This is a genomic window from Caulobacter sp. GW821-FHT05F04 (assembly GCF_059419665.1).
The window spans coordinates 386,783-404,152 of record NZ_JBWKSF010000002.1 but is presented as its reverse complement, the minus strand read 5'-3'; the positions used below and the strand labels follow the sequence as shown (position 1 = coordinate 404,152).

At 67.0% G+C, this 17,370-nt stretch carries 13 protein-coding genes; 3 read left to right on the top strand and 10 right to left on the bottom strand.

Annotated features, from left to right (window positions below; all coding sequences use genetic code 11):
- Window positions 1-9: 9 nt before the first annotated feature.
- From AC07R7_RS06365 to AC07R7_RS06350, 4 genes are read right to left on the bottom strand one after another with little or no spacing between them, the layout of a single operon-like run.
- Window positions 10-1,470, bottom strand: coding sequence for a metallopeptidase TldD-related protein (locus AC07R7_RS06365; RefSeq protein ID WP_494634553.1), 1,461 nt, complete (start codon window positions 1,468-1,470; stop codon window positions 10-12).
- Window positions 1,467-2,816, bottom strand: coding sequence for a TldD/PmbA family protein (locus AC07R7_RS06360; RefSeq protein WP_494634552.1), 1,350 nt, complete (start codon window positions 2,814-2,816; stop codon window positions 1,467-1,469). Before AC07R7_RS06360 ends, AC07R7_RS06365 begins: the two co-directional genes overlap by 4 nt.
- Complete coding sequence (locus AC07R7_RS06355; RefSeq protein ID WP_494634551.1) at window positions 2,813-4,615, bottom strand: ABC transporter ATP-binding protein/permease; 1,803 nt, start codon at window positions 4,613-4,615, stop codon at window positions 2,813-2,815. Before AC07R7_RS06355 ends, AC07R7_RS06360 begins: the two co-directional genes overlap by 4 nt.
- 17 nt (window positions 4,616-4,632) lie before the next feature.
- Window positions 4,633-6,984: a TonB-dependent siderophore receptor gene (locus tag AC07R7_RS06350; RefSeq protein ID WP_494634550.1), complete on the bottom strand. Its 2,352-nt coding sequence runs from the start codon at window positions 6,982-6,984 to the stop codon at window positions 4,633-4,635.
- A gap of 429 nt (window positions 6,985-7,413) precedes the next feature.
- Between AC07R7_RS06350 and AC07R7_RS06345 the strand changes: the two genes are divergently transcribed.
- Window positions 7,414-8,385 (top strand): LysR family transcriptional regulator, encoded by a 972-nt coding sequence (locus tag AC07R7_RS06345; protein ID WP_494634549.1) that lies wholly within the window; start codon window positions 7,414-7,416, stop codon window positions 8,383-8,385.
- Between the two features lie 411 nt (window positions 8,386-8,796).
- On the opposite strand, the gene AC07R7_RS06340 is transcribed toward AC07R7_RS06345, so the two are convergent.
- The 6 genes from AC07R7_RS06340 to AC07R7_RS06315 all read right to left on the bottom strand — a co-directional run bounded on the left by AC07R7_RS06340 (window position 8,797) and on the right by AC07R7_RS06315 (window position 14,347).
- Window positions 8,797-10,017: an ABC transporter permease gene (locus tag AC07R7_RS06340; RefSeq protein WP_492886538.1), complete on the bottom strand. Its 1,221-nt coding sequence runs from the start codon at window positions 10,015-10,017 to the stop codon at window positions 8,797-8,799.
- Window positions 10,014-10,730: an ABC transporter ATP-binding protein gene (locus tag AC07R7_RS06335; protein WP_494634548.1), complete on the bottom strand. Its 717-nt coding sequence runs from the start codon at window positions 10,728-10,730 to the stop codon at window positions 10,014-10,016. Before AC07R7_RS06335 ends, AC07R7_RS06340 begins: the two co-directional genes overlap by 4 nt.
- Window positions 10,727-12,037, bottom strand: a complete 1,311-nt coding sequence (locus AC07R7_RS06330; RefSeq protein ID WP_494634547.1) for an efflux RND transporter periplasmic adaptor subunit — start codon at window positions 12,035-12,037, stop codon at window positions 10,727-10,729. The genes AC07R7_RS06335 and AC07R7_RS06330 overlap by 4 nt, the downstream gene beginning before the upstream one ends.
- A gap of 10 nt (window positions 12,038-12,047) precedes the next feature.
- The gene (locus AC07R7_RS06325; protein WP_494634546.1) at window positions 12,048-13,478 is read right to left on the bottom strand and encodes an efflux transporter outer membrane subunit; all 1,431 of its coding nucleotides are present in this window, start codon (window positions 13,476-13,478) and stop codon (window positions 12,048-12,050) included.
- A 224-nt stretch (window positions 13,479-13,702) separates the two neighbouring features.
- Window positions 13,703-14,104: a BA14K family protein gene (locus AC07R7_RS06320; protein ID WP_492886546.1), complete on the bottom strand. Its 402-nt coding sequence runs from the start codon at window positions 14,102-14,104 to the stop codon at window positions 13,703-13,705.
- Between the two features lie 66 nt (window positions 14,105-14,170).
- On the bottom strand, window positions 14,171-14,347 hold the full coding sequence (locus AC07R7_RS06315) for a hypothetical protein (RefSeq protein ID WP_494634545.1): 177 nt from the start codon (window positions 14,345-14,347) through the stop codon (window positions 14,171-14,173).
- Window positions 14,348-14,467: 120 nt separating this feature from the next.
- Here AC07R7_RS06315 and AC07R7_RS06310 point away from each other — a divergent pair, with 120 nt between their 5' ends.
- Complete coding sequence (locus AC07R7_RS06310) at window positions 14,468-15,430, top strand: glucokinase (RefSeq protein ID WP_494634544.1); 963 nt, start codon at window positions 14,468-14,470, stop codon at window positions 15,428-15,430.
- A gap of 861 nt (window positions 15,431-16,291) precedes the next feature.
- Window positions 16,292-17,344, top strand: a complete 1,053-nt coding sequence (locus tag AC07R7_RS06305) for a DUF6976 family protein (RefSeq protein WP_494634543.1) — start codon at window positions 16,292-16,294, stop codon at window positions 17,342-17,344.
- Window positions 17,345-17,370: the final 26 nt, after the last annotated feature.

Genomic DNA, 17,370 nt, shown 5'->3' with positions numbered 1-17,370 from the left:
AATAGGGGGTCAGCCGGCCTGTCCGCCGACCATCATCCGGTCGATGCGCAGCGTGGGCTGGCCGACGCTGACGTGCAGCGATTGGCCCTGCTTGCCGCAGGTCGCCATGCCGCTGTCGAGCGCCAGGTCGTTGCCGATCATCGAGACATGGCGAAGCGCCTCGTGCCCAACGCCGATCAGTGTCGCGCCGCGCACCGGCGCGACCAGTCGACCCTTCTCGACCAGCCAGGCCTCGATCGTGGTGAAGTTGAAGCGGCCGGTGACGATATCGACCTGCCCGCCGTCGAATTCGGTCGCATAGACGCCGCGATCGATCGAGGCGATGATATCGGCCGGATCGGCGGCGCCATTCGCAAGGAACGTGTTGGTCATGCGCGGCATCGGCAGATGCGCATAGGACTGCCGGCGGCCGTTGCCGGTCGAGCGCGCGTTCATCAGACCCGCATTGAGCCGGTCCTGCATCAGCCCGGTCAGCACGCCGTCCTCGACCAGCACGGTGCGGTCGGGCGCGGCGCCTTCGTCGTCGATGCCCAGCGACCCCAGCCGCCCCGCGATGCCGCCATCGTCGATCACCGTCACACCGGGCGCGGCGATGCGTTCGCCGACCTTGCCGTCGAAGGCGGACAGATGCTTGCGGTGGTGATCGGCCTCCAGACCGTGGCCCACCGCCTCGTGGAACAGCACGCCTGGATAGCCCGGCCCCAGCACGACCGGCATTTCGCCGGCCGGCGCGGGAATGGCGTCGAGATTGTTGACCGCCATGCGCGTCGCGGTCGCGATCATCGCATCGATCGAGGCCGCATCGAACCCGTCCAGGCCGGCGCGCCGGCCCAGACCCGCCTGTCCGCGCGCGCGCTGACCCTTGTGCTCGGCGATCACCACCATCGACAGGATGGTCATGGGCCGCACGTCGCCAGCCAACAAACCGTCGGCATCGGCGACCAGCACCGTCGTGTCGGTCGCGCGGACGTTGGCGTCGACCCGCACGATGCGCGGATCGCGCGCGCGCGCCTGTTCGTCGATCCGTTTCAGGATCGCGATCCAGGCGCCGGCGTCCTCGACCGCGACCGGATCGACCGCGGGATAGAGATCATGTCCCGCGACCCGGCGGTTCAGCGCGACGCCTTGCGGATGTCGCCCCGACTCCCCGCGACGCTCCAGCGTCCGCACCGCGCGCACGGTGTCGAGCAGCGCGCCCTCGCGGATATCGGCGGAGTGGGCGAAGCTCACCTGGCCGGCATGGGCCGCGCGCGCGCCGACGCCCTGGCGCATGACAAAGCCGCCCTGGGTGACGCGCCCGCCTTCCAGCCCCCAACTGCGCATGCTGGTCGTCTCGAAATAGAGGTCGGCGAAATCCGCGCCGCCTCCGGCCAGCTCGCCCAGCGCGCGGGCGATCGCCGCTTCGTCGAGTCCGGCCGGACCGAGCAACGCCGAGCGTGCGCGGTCGATCGCGAGGGCGCCGCCGTTCATGCCCTGCCTCCCACCAGCATGTCATCGATCAGGATCGAACCGGTGCGGATCGCGCCCAGCCGCTCGACATCCCGGCCGACCGCGCGGACGCCGTTCAGCATCGCGGGCATGGTTCCGGCCAGCGTCACGTCGGTGACGGCATGGACCACCTGCCCGTCCTCGACCCAGAGGCCCCGCACCGCCTGGGTCCAGTTGCCGCTGGCGGGATCGGTCTTGCCGCCCTGAAACTGGGTGACGACCAGCCCGGCGCCCAGCATCCGCAGCATCTCGCCCCAGTCGCCGCTTTCGGCCGTGCTGGTCAGCCGCAGATTGTAGTAACCATCGGCATTGCCGGTCGAGGGCATGCCCAGCTTGCGCCCCGTGAAGCTGGACAGGAAGAGCCCCTCGACCACGCCGGACCGGAGGATGGCGCGCGGCGATCCGGCGATCCCCTCGCTGTCGAAGCCGCCGCTGGCCAGACCCAGCGGCTCGAACGGGTCTTCGTGAAGATCAAGGTGCGCGGCGGCCACGCCGCGTCCGATCGGATCGGGCAGGAAACTCATGCGCCGATGTTGCGCCGCGCCGGTCAGCGCGCCCGCCAGCTCGCCGACCAGAGTGGCGGCGACGCGCGGCTCGAACAGCACCGGGCAGCGACGGCTCTCGACCGACCGCGCCCCCAGGGCCCCGCGGGCGCGGTCGGCGGCGGTCTTCGCGAGCTGCTCAGCGGACGATAGAGCGTCGGCCCGTCGTTCCTGCGATTGGCAGAAGTCGGAAATGCCGCCGCCCTCGTCCTGCGCCAGCATCACTGTCCAGCGGGCGTCGTTGGAGCGCAGCGCGCTGCGGCAGAATCCGTCGCTGGTCGCCAGCGCCCAGAGGCCTTCGGTCGCCACCGCCACCGACTCGCCCGCGCGCAGGCGGCTGTCGGCGGCGGCGACGCCGATGGCGATGCGGTTCATCGTGTTCGCCGCGTCCAGCAGCGTCGCCGGACCCCGGGGACTGTCAGCGTAGAGCAACGGCGCCGGACCGGAAAAGGCGAGCGCATCGGCGGAGGGCATGTCGGCGTCTGGATCGGGCTGGACATGTCCGGCGATCAGCATCGCCTCCTCGACGACCCGCTCCACCGCCGCCCGATCGAACCCGGCGGTCGAGGCCGATCCGCGACGCCCTTCGTGAAACACGGTCAGGCCCAGGCCCTGACCGCCGCTGCGCTCGGCCGTCTCCACCTCGCCGTCGCGCACCGCGATCCTGGCGACGGCGTCATGATGGACCGAGGCGCGCGCCCGCGCGCCACGCCGGCCCGCCAGCTCCACCGCCAGCTGGGCGGCCTCGCGCAGCTCGGTCTCGGTCTGGGTGAGCAGCCGGGTCACGCCTGAACCTCGATACGGGCGGCGGTGGCGTGGCCGTGATGCAGTTGCAGGCGATCGGTGTGATAGGCGGCCAGCTTCTCATCGTGCACCACGCTGACGATGGTCGCCTCGGGCATGGCGTCGAGCACCGACTGGTAGAAATGCGCGGCGTTGTCCGCGTCGAGCGCGCTCGTCGCCTCGTCCAGCACCAGCAAGGTCGGACGCTGAAGCAGGATGCGGGCGAGCGCCACGCGCTGCTGCTCGCCGGGCGACAATTCGTCCTGCCACATGCGCGATTCGTGCATGGCCTCGATATGGGCCTCGAGCCGGACCCGCTCCAGCAGCCGCGCGATGGCCGCATCATCGTGATCCTCGGTCCGGTCGGGGAAGCAGATGGCGTTCTTGAGCGTGCCGAGCGGCAGATAGAGCCGCTGCGGCACCAGCATCGCCTTACCGCGCCGGGTCATCGCGACCTGGCCCGATCCATCCGGCCACAGTCCGGCGATGGCGCGCAGCAGGGTGGTCTTGCCCGTGCCCGAAGGCCCTTCGATCACCCAGCGCTCGCCATCGCGGATGGTCCAGTCGGCGACCGACAGCAAAGGCTCGCCATTCGGGCGACGCAGCATCAGACCCGCCGCGCTGATCGCGACGCCCTCGGGCGCGCCGCCGGGCGTAAAGCCGATGCCACGCGGCCGCTCATAGTCGATCGCATCATCCAGCGCCTTCAGACGATTGATGTTGGCGATCTGACGGGCGATGCTCGGATAGGCGGTGACGATATAGGACAGACTGCCCGCGAACTGCGCAAAGGCGTCGCGCGCCGCCTGGACCTGACCGAAGCTGATCGCGCCCGCGAAGTATTTCGGCACGGCCAGAAACAGCGGGACGATGCCCATGACCTGCTGATAGACGCCCTGCCCTACCTGCAAACCCGCATTGGCCAGCATCATGCGGTACCAATTGCGCCGGATGTTGTCGAAGGCGACGCGAAGTCCGCTCTGTTCGATCTCCTGCGCGCCGGAAAAAGCGATCTGTTCGCTGTTGCGCCGAACATGCAGCAGGTCGCTACGGAAATCGGCTTCGAAATGCTGCTCAAGCATCCGGCGCCGGACGAACGGCTTGCCGATCCAGGTGATGAACACCGTGCCAAACAGGACATAGACGATCGCGAACCAGACGAGGTCGCCGCCGGGCAGAGGGATGCGATGGCCGAAAAGGGGAATGCTGATCGGCGAGGATGTCTGCAGCAATATGGCGGCGAAGACGATCGCGCGCACCAGACTGAAGACGAGCGCGATCACGATGGCGAGCGGCGATGTCCCGTACACCAAGCCCATCGCCGTGAATTCCTTCACGTCTTCGGCGATGCGCTGGTCGGGATTGTCGATCATCCGCAACCGCTCGATCTCATAGAAGCGATCGCGGGCGAACCAGCGGCCCAGATACCATTCGGTCAGCCATTGGCGCCACCGCATCGACAGCGTCCAGCCGACGAGATTGTGCGCGAAGGCCGTCCCGATCTGGAGAACGATGATCATCGAGAAGGCGAAGACCAGCGACAGGAACAACCCGCCCTGCCGCTGTTCGATCGCATCGTAGAAATGGCGCTGCCACTGATTGGACAGCAGAAAGGCGTAGGTGGTGCCGATCTCGATCGCGCAATAGCAGGCGACCAGGAACCACGCCCATTTCCAGTCGTCCGACACGAAATAGCGCGTGCTTAAACGCCAAGCATAGGCCCAGCGTTCTCGCGCCGGCTGGGAGGAACGGAGACCCGCCTCGCGGCGGGTCTCCTCGACATTGACAGGTTGTGGCGTCATCGGTCTGCGATACCCGATCAGAACAGGCGCTTGGAAATGCTGAGGCGCACGCTGCGCGGCTCTCCGACCGGCACGTAGGTGAAGATGGAGCTCGACCCGTAGTTTCGGCGATCGAAGATATTGCGGACACCGATATTGATGTCGAAGCCCCTCACACTAAGGAAAGCATTCGCATCGATCTGCCGCGACGACGGTACGACATACTGGCCCAGCAGGTTGGCGAACGAGCTCGACCGCCCGTACAGGCCGGCCGATACGCCGCCGCTGACACCCTCCGAAATCTTCGTGCGATAGGTCGAATAGACGCTGTACGTGTCACGCGGCTGGTTCGCCACGACGGTCTGAAGGGCATTGGTGGTCAGCAGCGCATATTTGGTGTGCGTCAGCGACGCCAGCACCGTCCATCCCGGCGACAACTGCCCGGCGATGTTCAGATCGACGCCCCGCCCGCGCTGCCCCGGTCCGGGGAAGAGGTTGGTCGGATCCGTTGGGTCACGAACGATGATATTGTCCTGCTGGATATCGAAATAGGACGCATTGATCGTCGCGCGCTTTTGGAAGAGGTCGAGCTTGACGCCCACTTCCTTGTTGTTGGTGATGATGTTCGGCAGGATGGAGCCATCCTTGGCGACCGTGAACGTGGCCTGCTCGCCTCGCGCATAATTGGCGAAGATCGAAAGGTTGTCCGTGGCGTCGAAGATGACGCCGCCGCTCGGTGATACGCCACTCTTGCGTTGCACCAATAATGGCGACGGGCCCGCGAAGAACGTCTGCGATGTGCTTTCGAACCAGCTCTTGCGAACGCCGCCCAGGACCTTGATCTTCCAGAACTCGATCAGAGCCTGGCCATAGACCCCCTCTTGCTTGCCGCTGTTGCGGATCTGCACATCGCCAAACGCTGACCACGGGATGACGACCAAGGGTGTATTGGCGTCGAGCGACGGGTTCGTGGCCCGGTTATAGACCAGCCCGCTCTGCTGCGCGCTGTCGCCGTCGCTGTAATTGTAGCCAAGGTTGAAGCTGGCCTTCACGCCGTCGCCGACCCGCGTCTTGATCCGCAGGAAGCTGTCGATGGCGCTGGATGAGCCGTCCTGCCGCGAACCTTGGGTATCGGCTATCAGAGCGCCCGCACGGCTGTAGCCGACGTTGGCGGCCCGGAGCTTCAGCAGGGTCTGGTCGTGCGTACCGCGCACGACGAGGTCGATACCCGGCACGATCTGTCGCGTCGCATCGAAGTAGACACGCGTGGTGTTGATGTGAATACCCTGGTTGGGCGCATAGATGGGCCGCGAGGGATCGCGATCGATGATCTGCCTGGTCTTGTTGTCGAACAGCGTGAAGGCGCCGATGCCGCTGGAGCCTTCGTTGATGCTGGCGCCAATCACGACATCGGTCAGGCGATCCTTGTACCGCACGGTCGGCGCGAACAGCCAGTTCTCGTCACCCGTGTAGCCGCCGTAATTGTGGTCCATCGTCTGCGCGCTGGCGATGACGCGCGCCGACAGCTTTTTGTTGGCGATGATCGCACCGTTGGCGTCGATCACGCCGCGCACCAGCCCGAACGAGCCCGTATCGAAGCCGACGGCCAGCCGCCGCTCGGCGCTCGGCTTCTTCGTCACCACGTTGACGTTACCGCCCAGATTGCCGAACCCGGCCAGCAGCGCGTCGGGGCCCTTCAGGACTTCGACCCGCTCGATATTGGCGACCGGCTGATCGGCCCCGGCATTGACGCCATATTGCGACGTCGTCGTCAGGCCGTTGACCAGACCGCCCGCCGAGAAGCCGCGGAGCGTATAGCTGGCGCCGCTATTGGGGGTGTTGACCAGCGCCGACACACCGCCCGCGTTGCGCAGGATGTCGGTGATGTTGAGCGCCTGCTGTTCCTCGATCGTCTTGGCGGTGATGACCTGCGTATTGCGCGGCTGGTTGCGCAGGCCCAGGCCGTTGCGATCGGAGGTGCTCGACTGGCGGACCAGCGAGCTGGTTTCGGCCTCGTCGCGACGTGCGATCACGACAATCTCGTTGAGGATGACCGGGTCGACGACGACGACCAGACCCGCCTTCGCGCCCGAAAGGACGGCCAGACTGCTGCCCTTGATCGCCGCTTCAGCCGCTCGCCGGGCGTTCGTGGCGCCGCGCACGGGCCGGGAGGTCAGTCCCCGGACGGCGTCGGGATCGTAATTGATCGTCTCGCCCGTCCGCGCGGCGATCGCCTGAAGCGCCTCGGCCATCGGCAGCGCGGGCAGGTCGATGGTCGCTTCCTGCGCGCTCCGCGCCAAGGCCGGCGACGGCGTGACGGTGCTCACCAGCGCCAGAACGCCTAGACTTGCGGCGCCTAACAGAGATTGGGTCTTGGCAGTCATATGCATCACGCAGTTCCCCCTTTGAGGGCCGCACGCCATCCCCGCACGGGCGAGACTGCCCGTCCGCTAAGCCGCAGACCCTATGACAAAACGAACTCGCCTCACGCCGCGAAACAGTCGCTTCCAGATCGGCTGCGACCGCGGCCCCCTCCTGCTCGACGGCGCCCCCCAGCTTTGGAAGCCAAGCACTGGCGGGAGTTCTCCGTCGAAAGAAACGCTATGTGTACGTTCCATGACTGGCAAATTCGAAGTGTTCATGCCCCCATAAGCCGCATGGATGGGCCGCGGTGATGTCCGGGGTGAATTGCAAGCCCGGGCGAAGATTGAACTGTCGATCGACCAACGGGTCCGCGGACGCCAGAAGCAACTACAGTCTACATATGGAAGATTGCCGGAAACAGCGGTCCGGCGAAGTCGGTAAGGGGCAGGCACAGGATGAACGCCAAGCAACCCGAGGCAGAAGCGCGGACACCGCCTCCCGACGTCTTACCGCTGCGCAAACTGAATTTGAACCTTCTCTACCCCCTGGATGCGATCCTGCGCGCGCGGTCCCTGACCGAAGCAGGACGAGAGGTCCGGCTCAGTCAGCCGGCCATGAGCCATGCCCTGCGCCGCCTTCGCGAGCATTTCGCCGACGATCTTGTGATCCACCTGGGCGCCGAGCAGCAGCTCACGCCCCTTGGTCTGGCGTTGCGTCCCGAAGTGCAGCGGGTGATGCGCGAAGTGGAGGGCGCCTTCAACTTCTCGCTCGCCTTCGATCCCATGACCACCACCGGCGCCATCCATGTCGCCACGTCCGAGGCGATAGAGCAGATGCTGCTTGGGGAGGTGCTGCGCAATCTGTCCACGACCGCCCCCGGTTTGACCGTGAGCATTTTACCGCTCGATATCGCACGACCGCGGCGCGCGTTGGATGATGGGGCCGATCTGCTGCTGCTTCCCGGACAGTGCGCGCTCGACGGTCTGGAGACATTGCCGATCCTGAACGACCAAGCCTCCTGCATGATCTGGACCGACCACCCAACGCTGCGGGACTGCCATGACCTGAGCGAAGATCAGTATCGGGCCGCGCGGCACATCGTGGCGCGCGGCGAATTGACGGAAAGCTTTCCGCTCGACGCGGCTGGCGCCGAGATGCTGCGCGCGCGCCGGATCTGCATTCAGACCAGCTCGCAGGCCACGTTGCCCGCTATCGTCATCGGCAGCGATCTGGTGGCGACCGGCAGCATGTGGCTGTTTCAACACTATGCATCGATGATGCCGCTGAAGGTCGTCACCGCGCCCTTTACCAGGCGTCGAACCCCAGTTGTCGCGCAGTGGCCAAAACATCGTCGAGATCCCATGCTGGCATGGTTCGTCGACCAGATCAGGGAAAGGCGCCGACAATATCCCCGCGGTCTTGAGTGACGGGCGGGGGCGGAAGCGCTCATTGGCGCTGGCGTCGATTGCGGCCTGACCCCAACGGCGCCATCCGAGCCCACCCGGTCCATCGGCCGGTCCGGAGTTGGGCGGGGTTGCGCCAGTCGCTGACGTCGCCTCACCTCCAGGAACAAGACGTTCGCCCGGTGACGTGGCGCGCAGAATCGAATGGCGAGGAGCACTACGCCCACGCCGAAGCCCTCTGAGCTACGATTTCCATCAACGGCCAACCCAGCTCGCCGGTGGCCATCCTTAGGATGCTGGGGAGGGGCAGCTCGCAGGCCGCCAAGACCTCGTCACCGCCCGCAAGCTCTCCGGCGCGCGTGAGAAGCTGCGAGAGATGCTTGAAATGATCGACGACCTGCAGTCCGAGCAGGCCCAGGCGATCCAGCGCGGCCTCTATTCGTGACGAAGCGCGTCCATCGGATTGAGCCGCGCGGCCCGGCGGGCGGGGAAGTAGCCGAACAGCACGCCGATCAGGGCCGAGAAGACGAAGGCGACCGTATTGATGGTCGGGTCGAAGATGTACGGCACATTCAGCATGGGCGCGAGGATCAGGCTGGCGCATAGGGCCAGCGTCAGGCCCAGCAGGCCGCCCAGGCTGGACAGCACCACGGCCTCCACCAGAAACTGCAGAAGCACCTCGCGCCCGAGCGCGCCGATGGCCAGCCGGACGCCGATCTCGCGCGTGCGCTCGGTCACCGACACCAGCATGATGTTCATGATCCCGATCCCGCCCACCAGCAGGCTGACCGCGGCAACGGCGCCCAAGAGGCCGGTCAGCATCTGGGTCGTGCTCCGCAGGGTCTCCGAGATCTGCTGGGTGTCGAAGATGTTGAAGTCATCGGCGTCGGCCGGCTGCAGGTGGCGGCGCTCGCGCAGCAACGACTTGATCGAGGCCTGAACGGTCTTGGAGTCGTAGGCCGGGTCCACCGAGACCATGATCATGCTGACGTGCTGGTTGCCCGTGATCCGGCGTTGCGCGGCCTTCACCGGCATGATCACCACGTCGTCCTGGTCCATGGGGCCCATGCTGGACCCGCGCGCCGCGAGCGCGCCAACCACGTGGCACGAAAGGTCGCGGATGCGGATGGAGGCGCCGACCGGGTTCTCGTCGCGGAACAGGTTGCGCCGGACCGTGGAGCCGATCAGGCACACCGTCTTGCCCGCCTGCTCCTCGGCCGCCGTGAAGGTTCGCCCCTCGGCCATGTTCCAGGACTGGGCCTTCAGGTAATCGTTGCTGGTGCCATAGATGGTGGTCGACCAGTTGGCGGCGTTGCGGACCGCCAGGCCCGACGACTGGACCAGGGGAGCGACCGACACCAGGCCGGCCACCTGTTGCCTGAGCGCCTCGATATCGTCGGCCTCGAAGGGCTGCGGCTGCGAACCGCCGCCGCCGCCGCGCCCAAACCCCTGGCCGGGCCGGATCTGCAGGATGTTGGCGCCCAGGCTTGAGATCTGCTGCTGGACGGCGGCGGTGGTGCCGTTGCCGAGCGTCACCATCGTGACCACGGAGCCCACGCCAATGACGATGCCGAGCACGGTGAGAAACGACCGCATCAGGTGCCGGCGGATCTCCCGAAGCGCCAGGGCGAATGTGGTGACCAGGACAGCGTTCACGGAGCGGCTCCAACCCGGGGCCTGCCGGCTTCGATAGCCTCGATCAGGCCGTCGCGGAACTTCACCGTGGTGTGAGCGAAAGCCGCCATGTCAGGCTCGTGCGTCACCATCAGGATGGTGATCCCCGACTCGTCGTTGAACTGTTCGAGCAGCCGCATGATCTCGAGCGAGCGCTCGGTGTCGAGGTTTCCGGTGGGCTCGTCGGCGAGCAGCACTTCGGGCTGGGTGACGATGGCCCTGGCGATGGCGACGCGCTGTTGCTGGCCGCCGGAGAGTTCGGCGGGCATGTGGTGCGACCAATCCGCCAGTCCGACCTTCCGAAGAGCGTCCATGGCGATCTCCCGCCGGGTTCGTTTCGGTTCGCCGCGATAGAGCAGCGGCAACTCGACATTCTCCAGAGCGCTGGTTCGCGCGAGCAGGTTGTAGCCCTGGAAGATGAAGCCCAGATAGCGCCGCCGCAGCAGGGCCCGCTCGTCCCGATCGAGCTGTTCCACATGGACGCCCTTGAAGACGTATTCGCCGCCGGTGGGCGTATCGAGGCAGCCCAGGATGTTCATCATCGTGGACTTCCCGGAGCCCGACGGTCCCATCACCGCCACGAAGTCGCCGACCTGGACGTCGAGATCGATGCCCTTCAGCGCCTGGAACGCCGCCGCGCCGTCGCCGAAGGTCTTGGTGATCCCGCGCAGCGAGATCAGCGGCTCGGCGGTCATCGCGCCGCCCCGGCGAGCTGGCCGGTGACGACCTTCATCCCGACCTTCAGCGCGTCGCCGGCGACCTCGGTCTGGCTGCCGTTGCTGTCGCCGGCCTGGACCGGAATCGGTCGTAGTTCGCCGTCGTCCCGCAAGACATAGACGGTCTGGCGGCTGCCCCGCCCGATCGCGACGTCGGCGGTCTGTCCCTGCGAGCGCGGCATCCTCTGGATCAGCATGCTGGTCGCCCCGCTCGTACTCCGGGCGGCGGCGGCGGGCGCGAACCTGAGCGCCGCGTTCGGGACCAGCAGCACATTGGACTTCTCCGTCGCCACGATGGCGGCTGTGCCGGTCATGCCGGGACGGAGCGCAAGATCGGGGTTGTCGGCCGTCAACACCGCCGTATAGGCGACCACCTGGCCTGAACCGCTGGAGCTCGTGGTTGTCGTGGAGCCGAGGTCCAGGCGCTTGACCACGGCGTTGAACGTCCGGCCGGGATAGGCGTCGACCTGGAAGGTGGCCTTCTGGCCGTCCTTCACCTGGCCCACGTCGGCCTCGTCAACCTTCACCTCCAGCTGCATCTTCGAAAGATCCTCGGCCAGGGTGAACAGCACGGGCGCGTTCAGCGTCGCGGCTACGGTCGAACCCGGCTCCACGTTCCGTGACAGCACCACGCCGTTCACCGGCGAGCGGATCGTGGCCTTGGAAAGCTGGGTGCGGTTTGACGACAGGTTCGCGCGAGCCTGGCCCACCGCGGCCTGGGCGGCGCGAAGGTTGGCCGCGGCTCGGGCCTGTTCGGCGCGCGCGACGTCCAGTTCGGTGGCGGAGGGCGCCTTGCCGCCGGATAGACGATAGACCTCTTCCATGCGGGTCAGACTTGCCCGCGCCTCGGTCAGAGTGGCCTGGGCCTGGGCGACACTGGCCTCCGCCGAAGCCAGGGCGGCTTCGCTTTCGCGGACCGTGTCCTCCAGGCGCGAAGTGTCCAGTCGGGCCAGGATCTGGCCCTTGGTTACGCGGTCGTTGTTGTCGACATAGACCGCGCTGACGATGCCGGAGAGCTCGGAGCCGACCTCCACCTTGTTGGTGGGCGCGAGGTTGCCGGTGGCCGAGACGGTCACCCGAAGATCGCCGCGCTCGACCGGAGAGGTGGCGTACCGGGGCTCGTCGCCCGCGCCGCGCAGCAGAAACCAGATCAGCAGCGCCAGCGCCACGCCGATGGCCAGGAGGGCGATCACCAGCGGCCAGCGTCGACGCGCGCCAGGTTTCACGCCCAGAAAGTCGTCGATCTTGGCTCGAGCGTCGGACGTGGAGGCTGAGGTCTGGTCCATCTGGATTTCTCTAGGGAGCGGCGACGCTGGAGGGGTCTGGCGCGGCCTGCCAGCCGCCGCCCAGGGCCTTGTAGAGCTGGACCGCCGCAGTCGCGCGGGCGACGCGCGCCGAGGCCAGGCTGTCCTGGCTGGACAGCAGAGTGCGCTCAGATTCCAGCAGCGATTGGAAATCGGTGCGGCCGGAGCGGTATTGGATGCGGGCGATTTCGGCGGCGCTGCGGGCGGCGGACTCGGCGGCGACCAGCGCCTGCAGCCGGCGGTCCGTGGCGGACACCGAGACGAGGGCGTTTTCGCTCTCCTCCAGGGCGGTGAGGACGCTGGCGCGATAGGCGGCCAAGGCGCCGGCCGCGCTGGCCCGCTGAGCCTCCACCGCGGCGCGGATCTGGCCGCCCCGGAAGATCGGGGCGGTGATCCCGGCGACCAGGTCGCCGGCCATGTCGCCCGCGGCGTTCGACAGCGAACCGCCCGAGCCGGAAAAGGTCCCGCTCAGCGTCAGCGCCGGATAGAGCTGGGCTGCCTGGACGCCGATGCGGACGGTCTCCGCCGCCAGGGTGCGTTCGGCCAGCGCCACGTCCGGCCGCCGGCGGATCACGTCGGCGGGAATGGCGGCGGGCAGCGCGACCGGTGCGGCGGGCGGGTCGGCGGCGGGCTCGAGCAGGCCGTTCACCGCCCCCGGCGCTTCGCCCAGCAGCACCGCTAGTCGGTTGGCCGCGGCGGCGTAGGTTGTCTCGATCGCGGGGATGCTCGCCGCGGTCTGAGCGCGGAGTTGGCGGGCCTGCTCCAGGTCGAGGGAGCCGACCAAACCCGCCTGCAGCCGCCAGCCGGTGATCTCCACCGTCTCGTCCAGAGTGGAAAGCGTGTCGCGAGCGATGCGCAGCCTGGCTTGGGCCTCGCGGGCGTCGAGATAGTTGAGAGCGATCTCGGAGGCGACCGTGAGCTGGGTGGCTCTCAAGCTCGCCCGCTTTCCGTCGGCGGTGGCCCGGGCGGCCTCGATCGAACGACGTTGGCCGCCGAAGAGGTCGGCTTCATAGGCCGCGTCGAAACCGATCTGATAGTTCTGGCGCGCGCCGGTCGCGCCGGACATGCGCTCTCCGACCTCACGGCTTGCCGAGCCGGACGCGTTCAGGCTGGGCAGCAGCGCCCCGCGCGCGGCGCGGAGGTCGGCGCGCGCCGCCCGCACCCTCGATCCCGCCTCGTTGATGTCCAGGTTGGCGGCCAGCCCGCGTTCCACCAGGGCCGTCAGGGTCGGATCGCCGAACGCCCGCCACCAGCGGGCGAGGTCGGCGTCGGCGGAGGTCTCGCGCGCTCCGGCCGTGAATTGCTCAGGGACCCTCAGCTCGGCAAGTGTCGGCGCGTGGTAGTCGGGCCCCGCAACGCAGCCGGCAAGCAGGATCACGACGCCGCCCGACGCTGCCCGCAGCATATTTCGGAAGTGGATCAACTGTCCCCTCCTGTCCAGAGGCGCGCCTTGGGGCCCACTTACCGAACTTTGCCGTACGCCACCTTGACGCCGGTCAAGCGGACAAGGTGACGCCTCCGTCACCTTTGATCGCAGGCAAATCGGGCGGAAAAAGCCGCTCGTGTCCAGAACCCCGCCACGCCGTCATCGCCGCCTCGCCAAAGGCCAGGGCGGCGATGACCGAGGAAATCGCCTCCCCGCCTCTGCTACTGGCAGTACCGGCGCAGACCGTCACGTCCGAGATAGGTGCCGCTGCGGGGATCGAAGGACCGGTATTTGCGGGCGCAGTAGGCGATCCAGTCCGGATCGTTGAGCCGGGGCTCGACCCGGTCCTTGTCCTGGCTGGAGCCGGCGATCGCCGCGCCGAGCGCAAAGCCCAGAACCCCGGCGATGATCGCGTCGCTGTGGTCGTTCCGACGGTCCGGGTGGCGGCGGACATAGTCCTGGCGATAGCGCCACTGCGGCTCGGTCCAGCCGGGCGGCGGCGAGCGCCAGCGATCGTGACGCGACTCGCTCGGCGGGTGGCGGCCGGGTTGGGCGAGCGCCGGAACAGGGGCTTGGGCGGCAAGGGCCAGGATCAGGGTGCTGGCGACCAGGACACGCGGCATCTGAAATCTCCTTCTCATAAGCCCTGGGGAGCGTAGAGACCGGCCGCCGCCAGCCTTTGCCGTCGATCAAATCGGCGGTGGGACGAAGTTCAGCCCATCCGGACCTGCGCCCGCCGCGCCGGCGATGACGGCTTCGGCGTCGGCCAGGCGCTCAATGCCGCTGCCCCCCAGCGCCTTCGACGAACCGGCGGACAGGCCCGGCGACCAATAGATCGGGTGTCGATAGAGGATGAATAGTCCCACACCCGATCCGACGCGGCCATGCGACATCGCGGCCTATTGTCGATCCCGTGATTTTGGCCAGGCTCACGACCTGTGAAGGGCGACTTGCGTGCCGATGGGTTGGTCAAGGGAAATCGATGGATGATCGAGTCTCCAGACGTCACTCACCCGATCCTGGTGGTCGATGTGAGCGGACTTCAAGCCCGCTTCGGCCTGGCCGCGCCCGGTCAGGCGCCCGCGTCGGTGAGCGTGGTCGATTGTACGAGCCAGGACCAACTGATCGCCATCTTGGCCCAAGCGCGCGCATCGTTCGGTAGACCTTTGCTCGGCGTGGCCATCGCGGCGCCGGGGCCAAACTTGGATGGCGTTATCCAGCTCACCCACTCCGATATGCGCCTCGATGCCGACCTCATCGCCGACCGGCTCGGACTGCGGCGCCTACACCTCGTCAACAACTTCACCGCCCGAGCCCTAGCCGTGCCGCTGCTGGCGCCCGAGGCGCTAGAACCGATCGGCGGCGGCGCGCCGCACCGAGACGCGCCGGTCGGCGCGGTGGGCCCCTCCGAAGCGGGCCTTGGCATGTCGATCCTTTATCCCGACGGATTTGTCGGCTGGACGGCCGCCGCCGCCGAGGGCGGACACGTGGACCTGGCCGCCGCCAATGACCGCGAAGCCGACATTATCCGCGTGCTGCGGGACAGGCACGACCATGTCTCCGCCGAACACGTGCTTTCGGGCCAGGGGCTGCTGGACGTAGCGCTGGCCGTCTCGACCCTGGCTGGCGCGCCGCGGCGTCCAGCTAACCTCCAAACACTGCTGGAAGCCGCCAACCGCGGCGAGGCCGTGGCGCTGGAGACCTTCAACCTGGTCTCGGGGTGGCTGGGCGCGGTGTGCGGCAACCTTGTGCTGACCACCGGCGCGCGAAGTGGTGTCTACATCATCAGCGCGACGGTGCTGTCGTGGGGCGATCGGCTAGATCGCGCTATTGTCCGGCAACGTTTCGAAGCCAAGGGACGCATGGCCGCCTACCTCCGCGACGTCCCACTCTATCTGGTCAACGATCCCAACTGCGGCCTATTGGGTTTGACCACCCTGTTCGACTGAAGCCACGACGACGACTTGAGCGCAGGCCGCGATCATCCTGACGGAGAGGCGCGAGGCGCCCGCGGCAGGCAACCTGTTCCGACAAGTCGTCGCCAGCCCGATTGGGAAGGTCGCTTCGCGACATCGCTCAGGAAGCCTGGCGTTGATGAGCTCAGTCCAGATCGCGAGTCGATCGTAGGACCCTGTAGCGGGGCCCCTCGCCCAAGAACCTGACGCGTACCCGAGCGCCTCGTCGCCAGATCACGGCCGACAGGTAGCTGAGGCCGGTCCGCGGATCGACCAACACAAGCCGCTGTGGCAGGCGCCTCTCGCCAACATCGATCAGCGCCTCATCCCCGGCGAGGTCAACAAGGACGGCCTTACGCGCCAAGGTGCCGTCGCAGACATAGACGGTGTCGCCAGCTCCACGTCCCAGGGGAGGCGCAAGTCCCGAACCGTCTGTCGTAAGATCGAAAGCCAAAGTCATGGTTCGAAGCGTAGGTCGCGGTCATTAATCGGATCTGCCGCCTAGGTTGCGACCTGTCGCCTCACGCGGGATCGGCGTGCGCCGACAATGATGATCGGCCCTCGCCGGCGAAGCGTCATTTAGGGGAGCTCAAATGGCATGAAGCCAGCCGCCGACACGGTTTGAAGGTCCAGGACGAACACAACGTCCCGCCACCGCCCCGTCGACGCCGGCGCGGGTTGAGCATCATCGAACGTGGTCATGCGACACCGCACCGCAGGCGTGAGGCGCGTCTCCGACGCGTTACGCCAGGGTTCTCGCGCGCGGCGTGGCTGCGACAATCGGTCTGCGCGAAGTTAGTGAATTGATCGATCCTGACTTGTAGGTTGTTGAAACAGAGACCCAGGATCCGCGCCATGAGAAATCTGTTTCTGACACCAGAGGCGACGGCAGAGCTGATCGCAACCGGCGCGGTGGCGTTCATCTCGGGATCCGAGGTGCTGCTTCGCGGCTTGCCGCGCGGGCGATGGATTGGCGGCACAACCGCATACTTTGTCACGGAAGCGGGCGGGGTAGCGCGTGAGGACCGGCTTTTTTGCACCGTTTTTGACGAGGCTCTGCGAGCCCGAACCGCCATCCTGCCGGCAAGCCGGTTGGAGGCTGTAACGGAGGGCCGCTTCAGCCACGGCGTGACTTGCATCATCACGCCAGCTTTTGCCGAGGCGCACCAGCGATACGCGTTGGAAGGGCCCGCCCTGCCCGGGCTGTATGATCAACCCGTCTTCGGCTGGGTCGCTGGCGTTCGGCTGGATCTGGCGCAGCAACAGCTTCCGAAGGTGTTCGATGGCGCCACCGGCCTGGCGGCCTGTGATGGCCTGGCCACGCTCTGGCTGGAGTTGCCTCCTCACCTCGAAGCAGATCTCGACATCGTCAATCTGTTTGAAGAGGGCGACGGGGACGTCATTTGTTTCCCGGAGGCCGGGTTTTCGGTGAGCGATTGTCTCGTCGATGGACAGGCGGCCAACTTCGCGGAATATCTTGTCGCCGGCGGGTTCGATACGCGCTCGCCCATGGTGGCCGACTATGGCGGAGCCGTGATCAACGTCTCATTCCAAACGGTGGATCGGGAGGCGGGGATCGTGCGCCTCTACGCACCGGTCGTCCCCGGCGTCTCCTACCGCTTGGCGCGATCGGTCCAGGAACATACTCTGCCCTATGCCTATGCCGCGCCACCAGATGAGGCCCCAGGCATGCTATCCTGCAATTGCATACTCAACTACCTGCACGCCGGCCTGGAAGGGCGCTCCGCGGGGGGCTTTGTCGGTCCAGTAACGTTCGGCGAGTTCGCCTACATCCTGCTTAATCAGACACTTGTTCGCTTAGCGATCTTTGATCCCACCGAAGATAGCGTAGTCGCCGGAAGGCTCGGCGCAAATGTCGCCTCATACGCCCAAGCCATCGGGCGATGACGAGCCTGCCACCGCCCCGTCCACCG

Coding starts and splice junctions, on each gene's coding strand:
- AC07R7_RS06345 (WP_494634549.1), top strand. CDS start 7,414: ATGAACGCCAAGCAACCCGAGGCAGAAGCGCGGACACCGCCTCCCGAC.
- AC07R7_RS06320 (WP_492886546.1), bottom strand. CDS start 14,104: ATGCCGCGTGTCCTGGTCGCCAGCACCCTGATCCTGGCCCTTGCCGCC.
- AC07R7_RS06365 (WP_494634553.1), bottom strand. CDS start 1,470: ATGAACGGCGGCGCCCTCGCGATCGACCGCGCACGCTCGGCGTTGCTC.
- AC07R7_RS06310 (WP_494634544.1), top strand. CDS start 14,468: ATGATCGAGTCTCCAGACGTCACTCACCCGATCCTGGTGGTCGATGTG.
- AC07R7_RS06335 (WP_494634548.1), bottom strand. CDS start 10,730: ATGACCGCCGAGCCGCTGATCTCGCTGCGCGGGATCACCAAGACCTTC.
- AC07R7_RS06305 (WP_494634543.1), top strand. CDS start 16,292: ATGAGAAATCTGTTTCTGACACCAGAGGCGACGGCAGAGCTGATCGCA.
- AC07R7_RS06330 (WP_494634547.1), bottom strand. CDS start 12,037: ATGGACCAGACCTCAGCCTCCACGTCCGACGCTCGAGCCAAGATCGAC.
- AC07R7_RS06355 (WP_494634551.1), bottom strand. CDS start 4,615: ATGACGCCACAACCTGTCAATGTCGAGGAGACCCGCCGCGAGGCGGGT.
- AC07R7_RS06350 (WP_494634550.1), bottom strand. CDS start 6,984: ATGCATATGACTGCCAAGACCCAATCTCTGTTAGGCGCCGCAAGTCTA.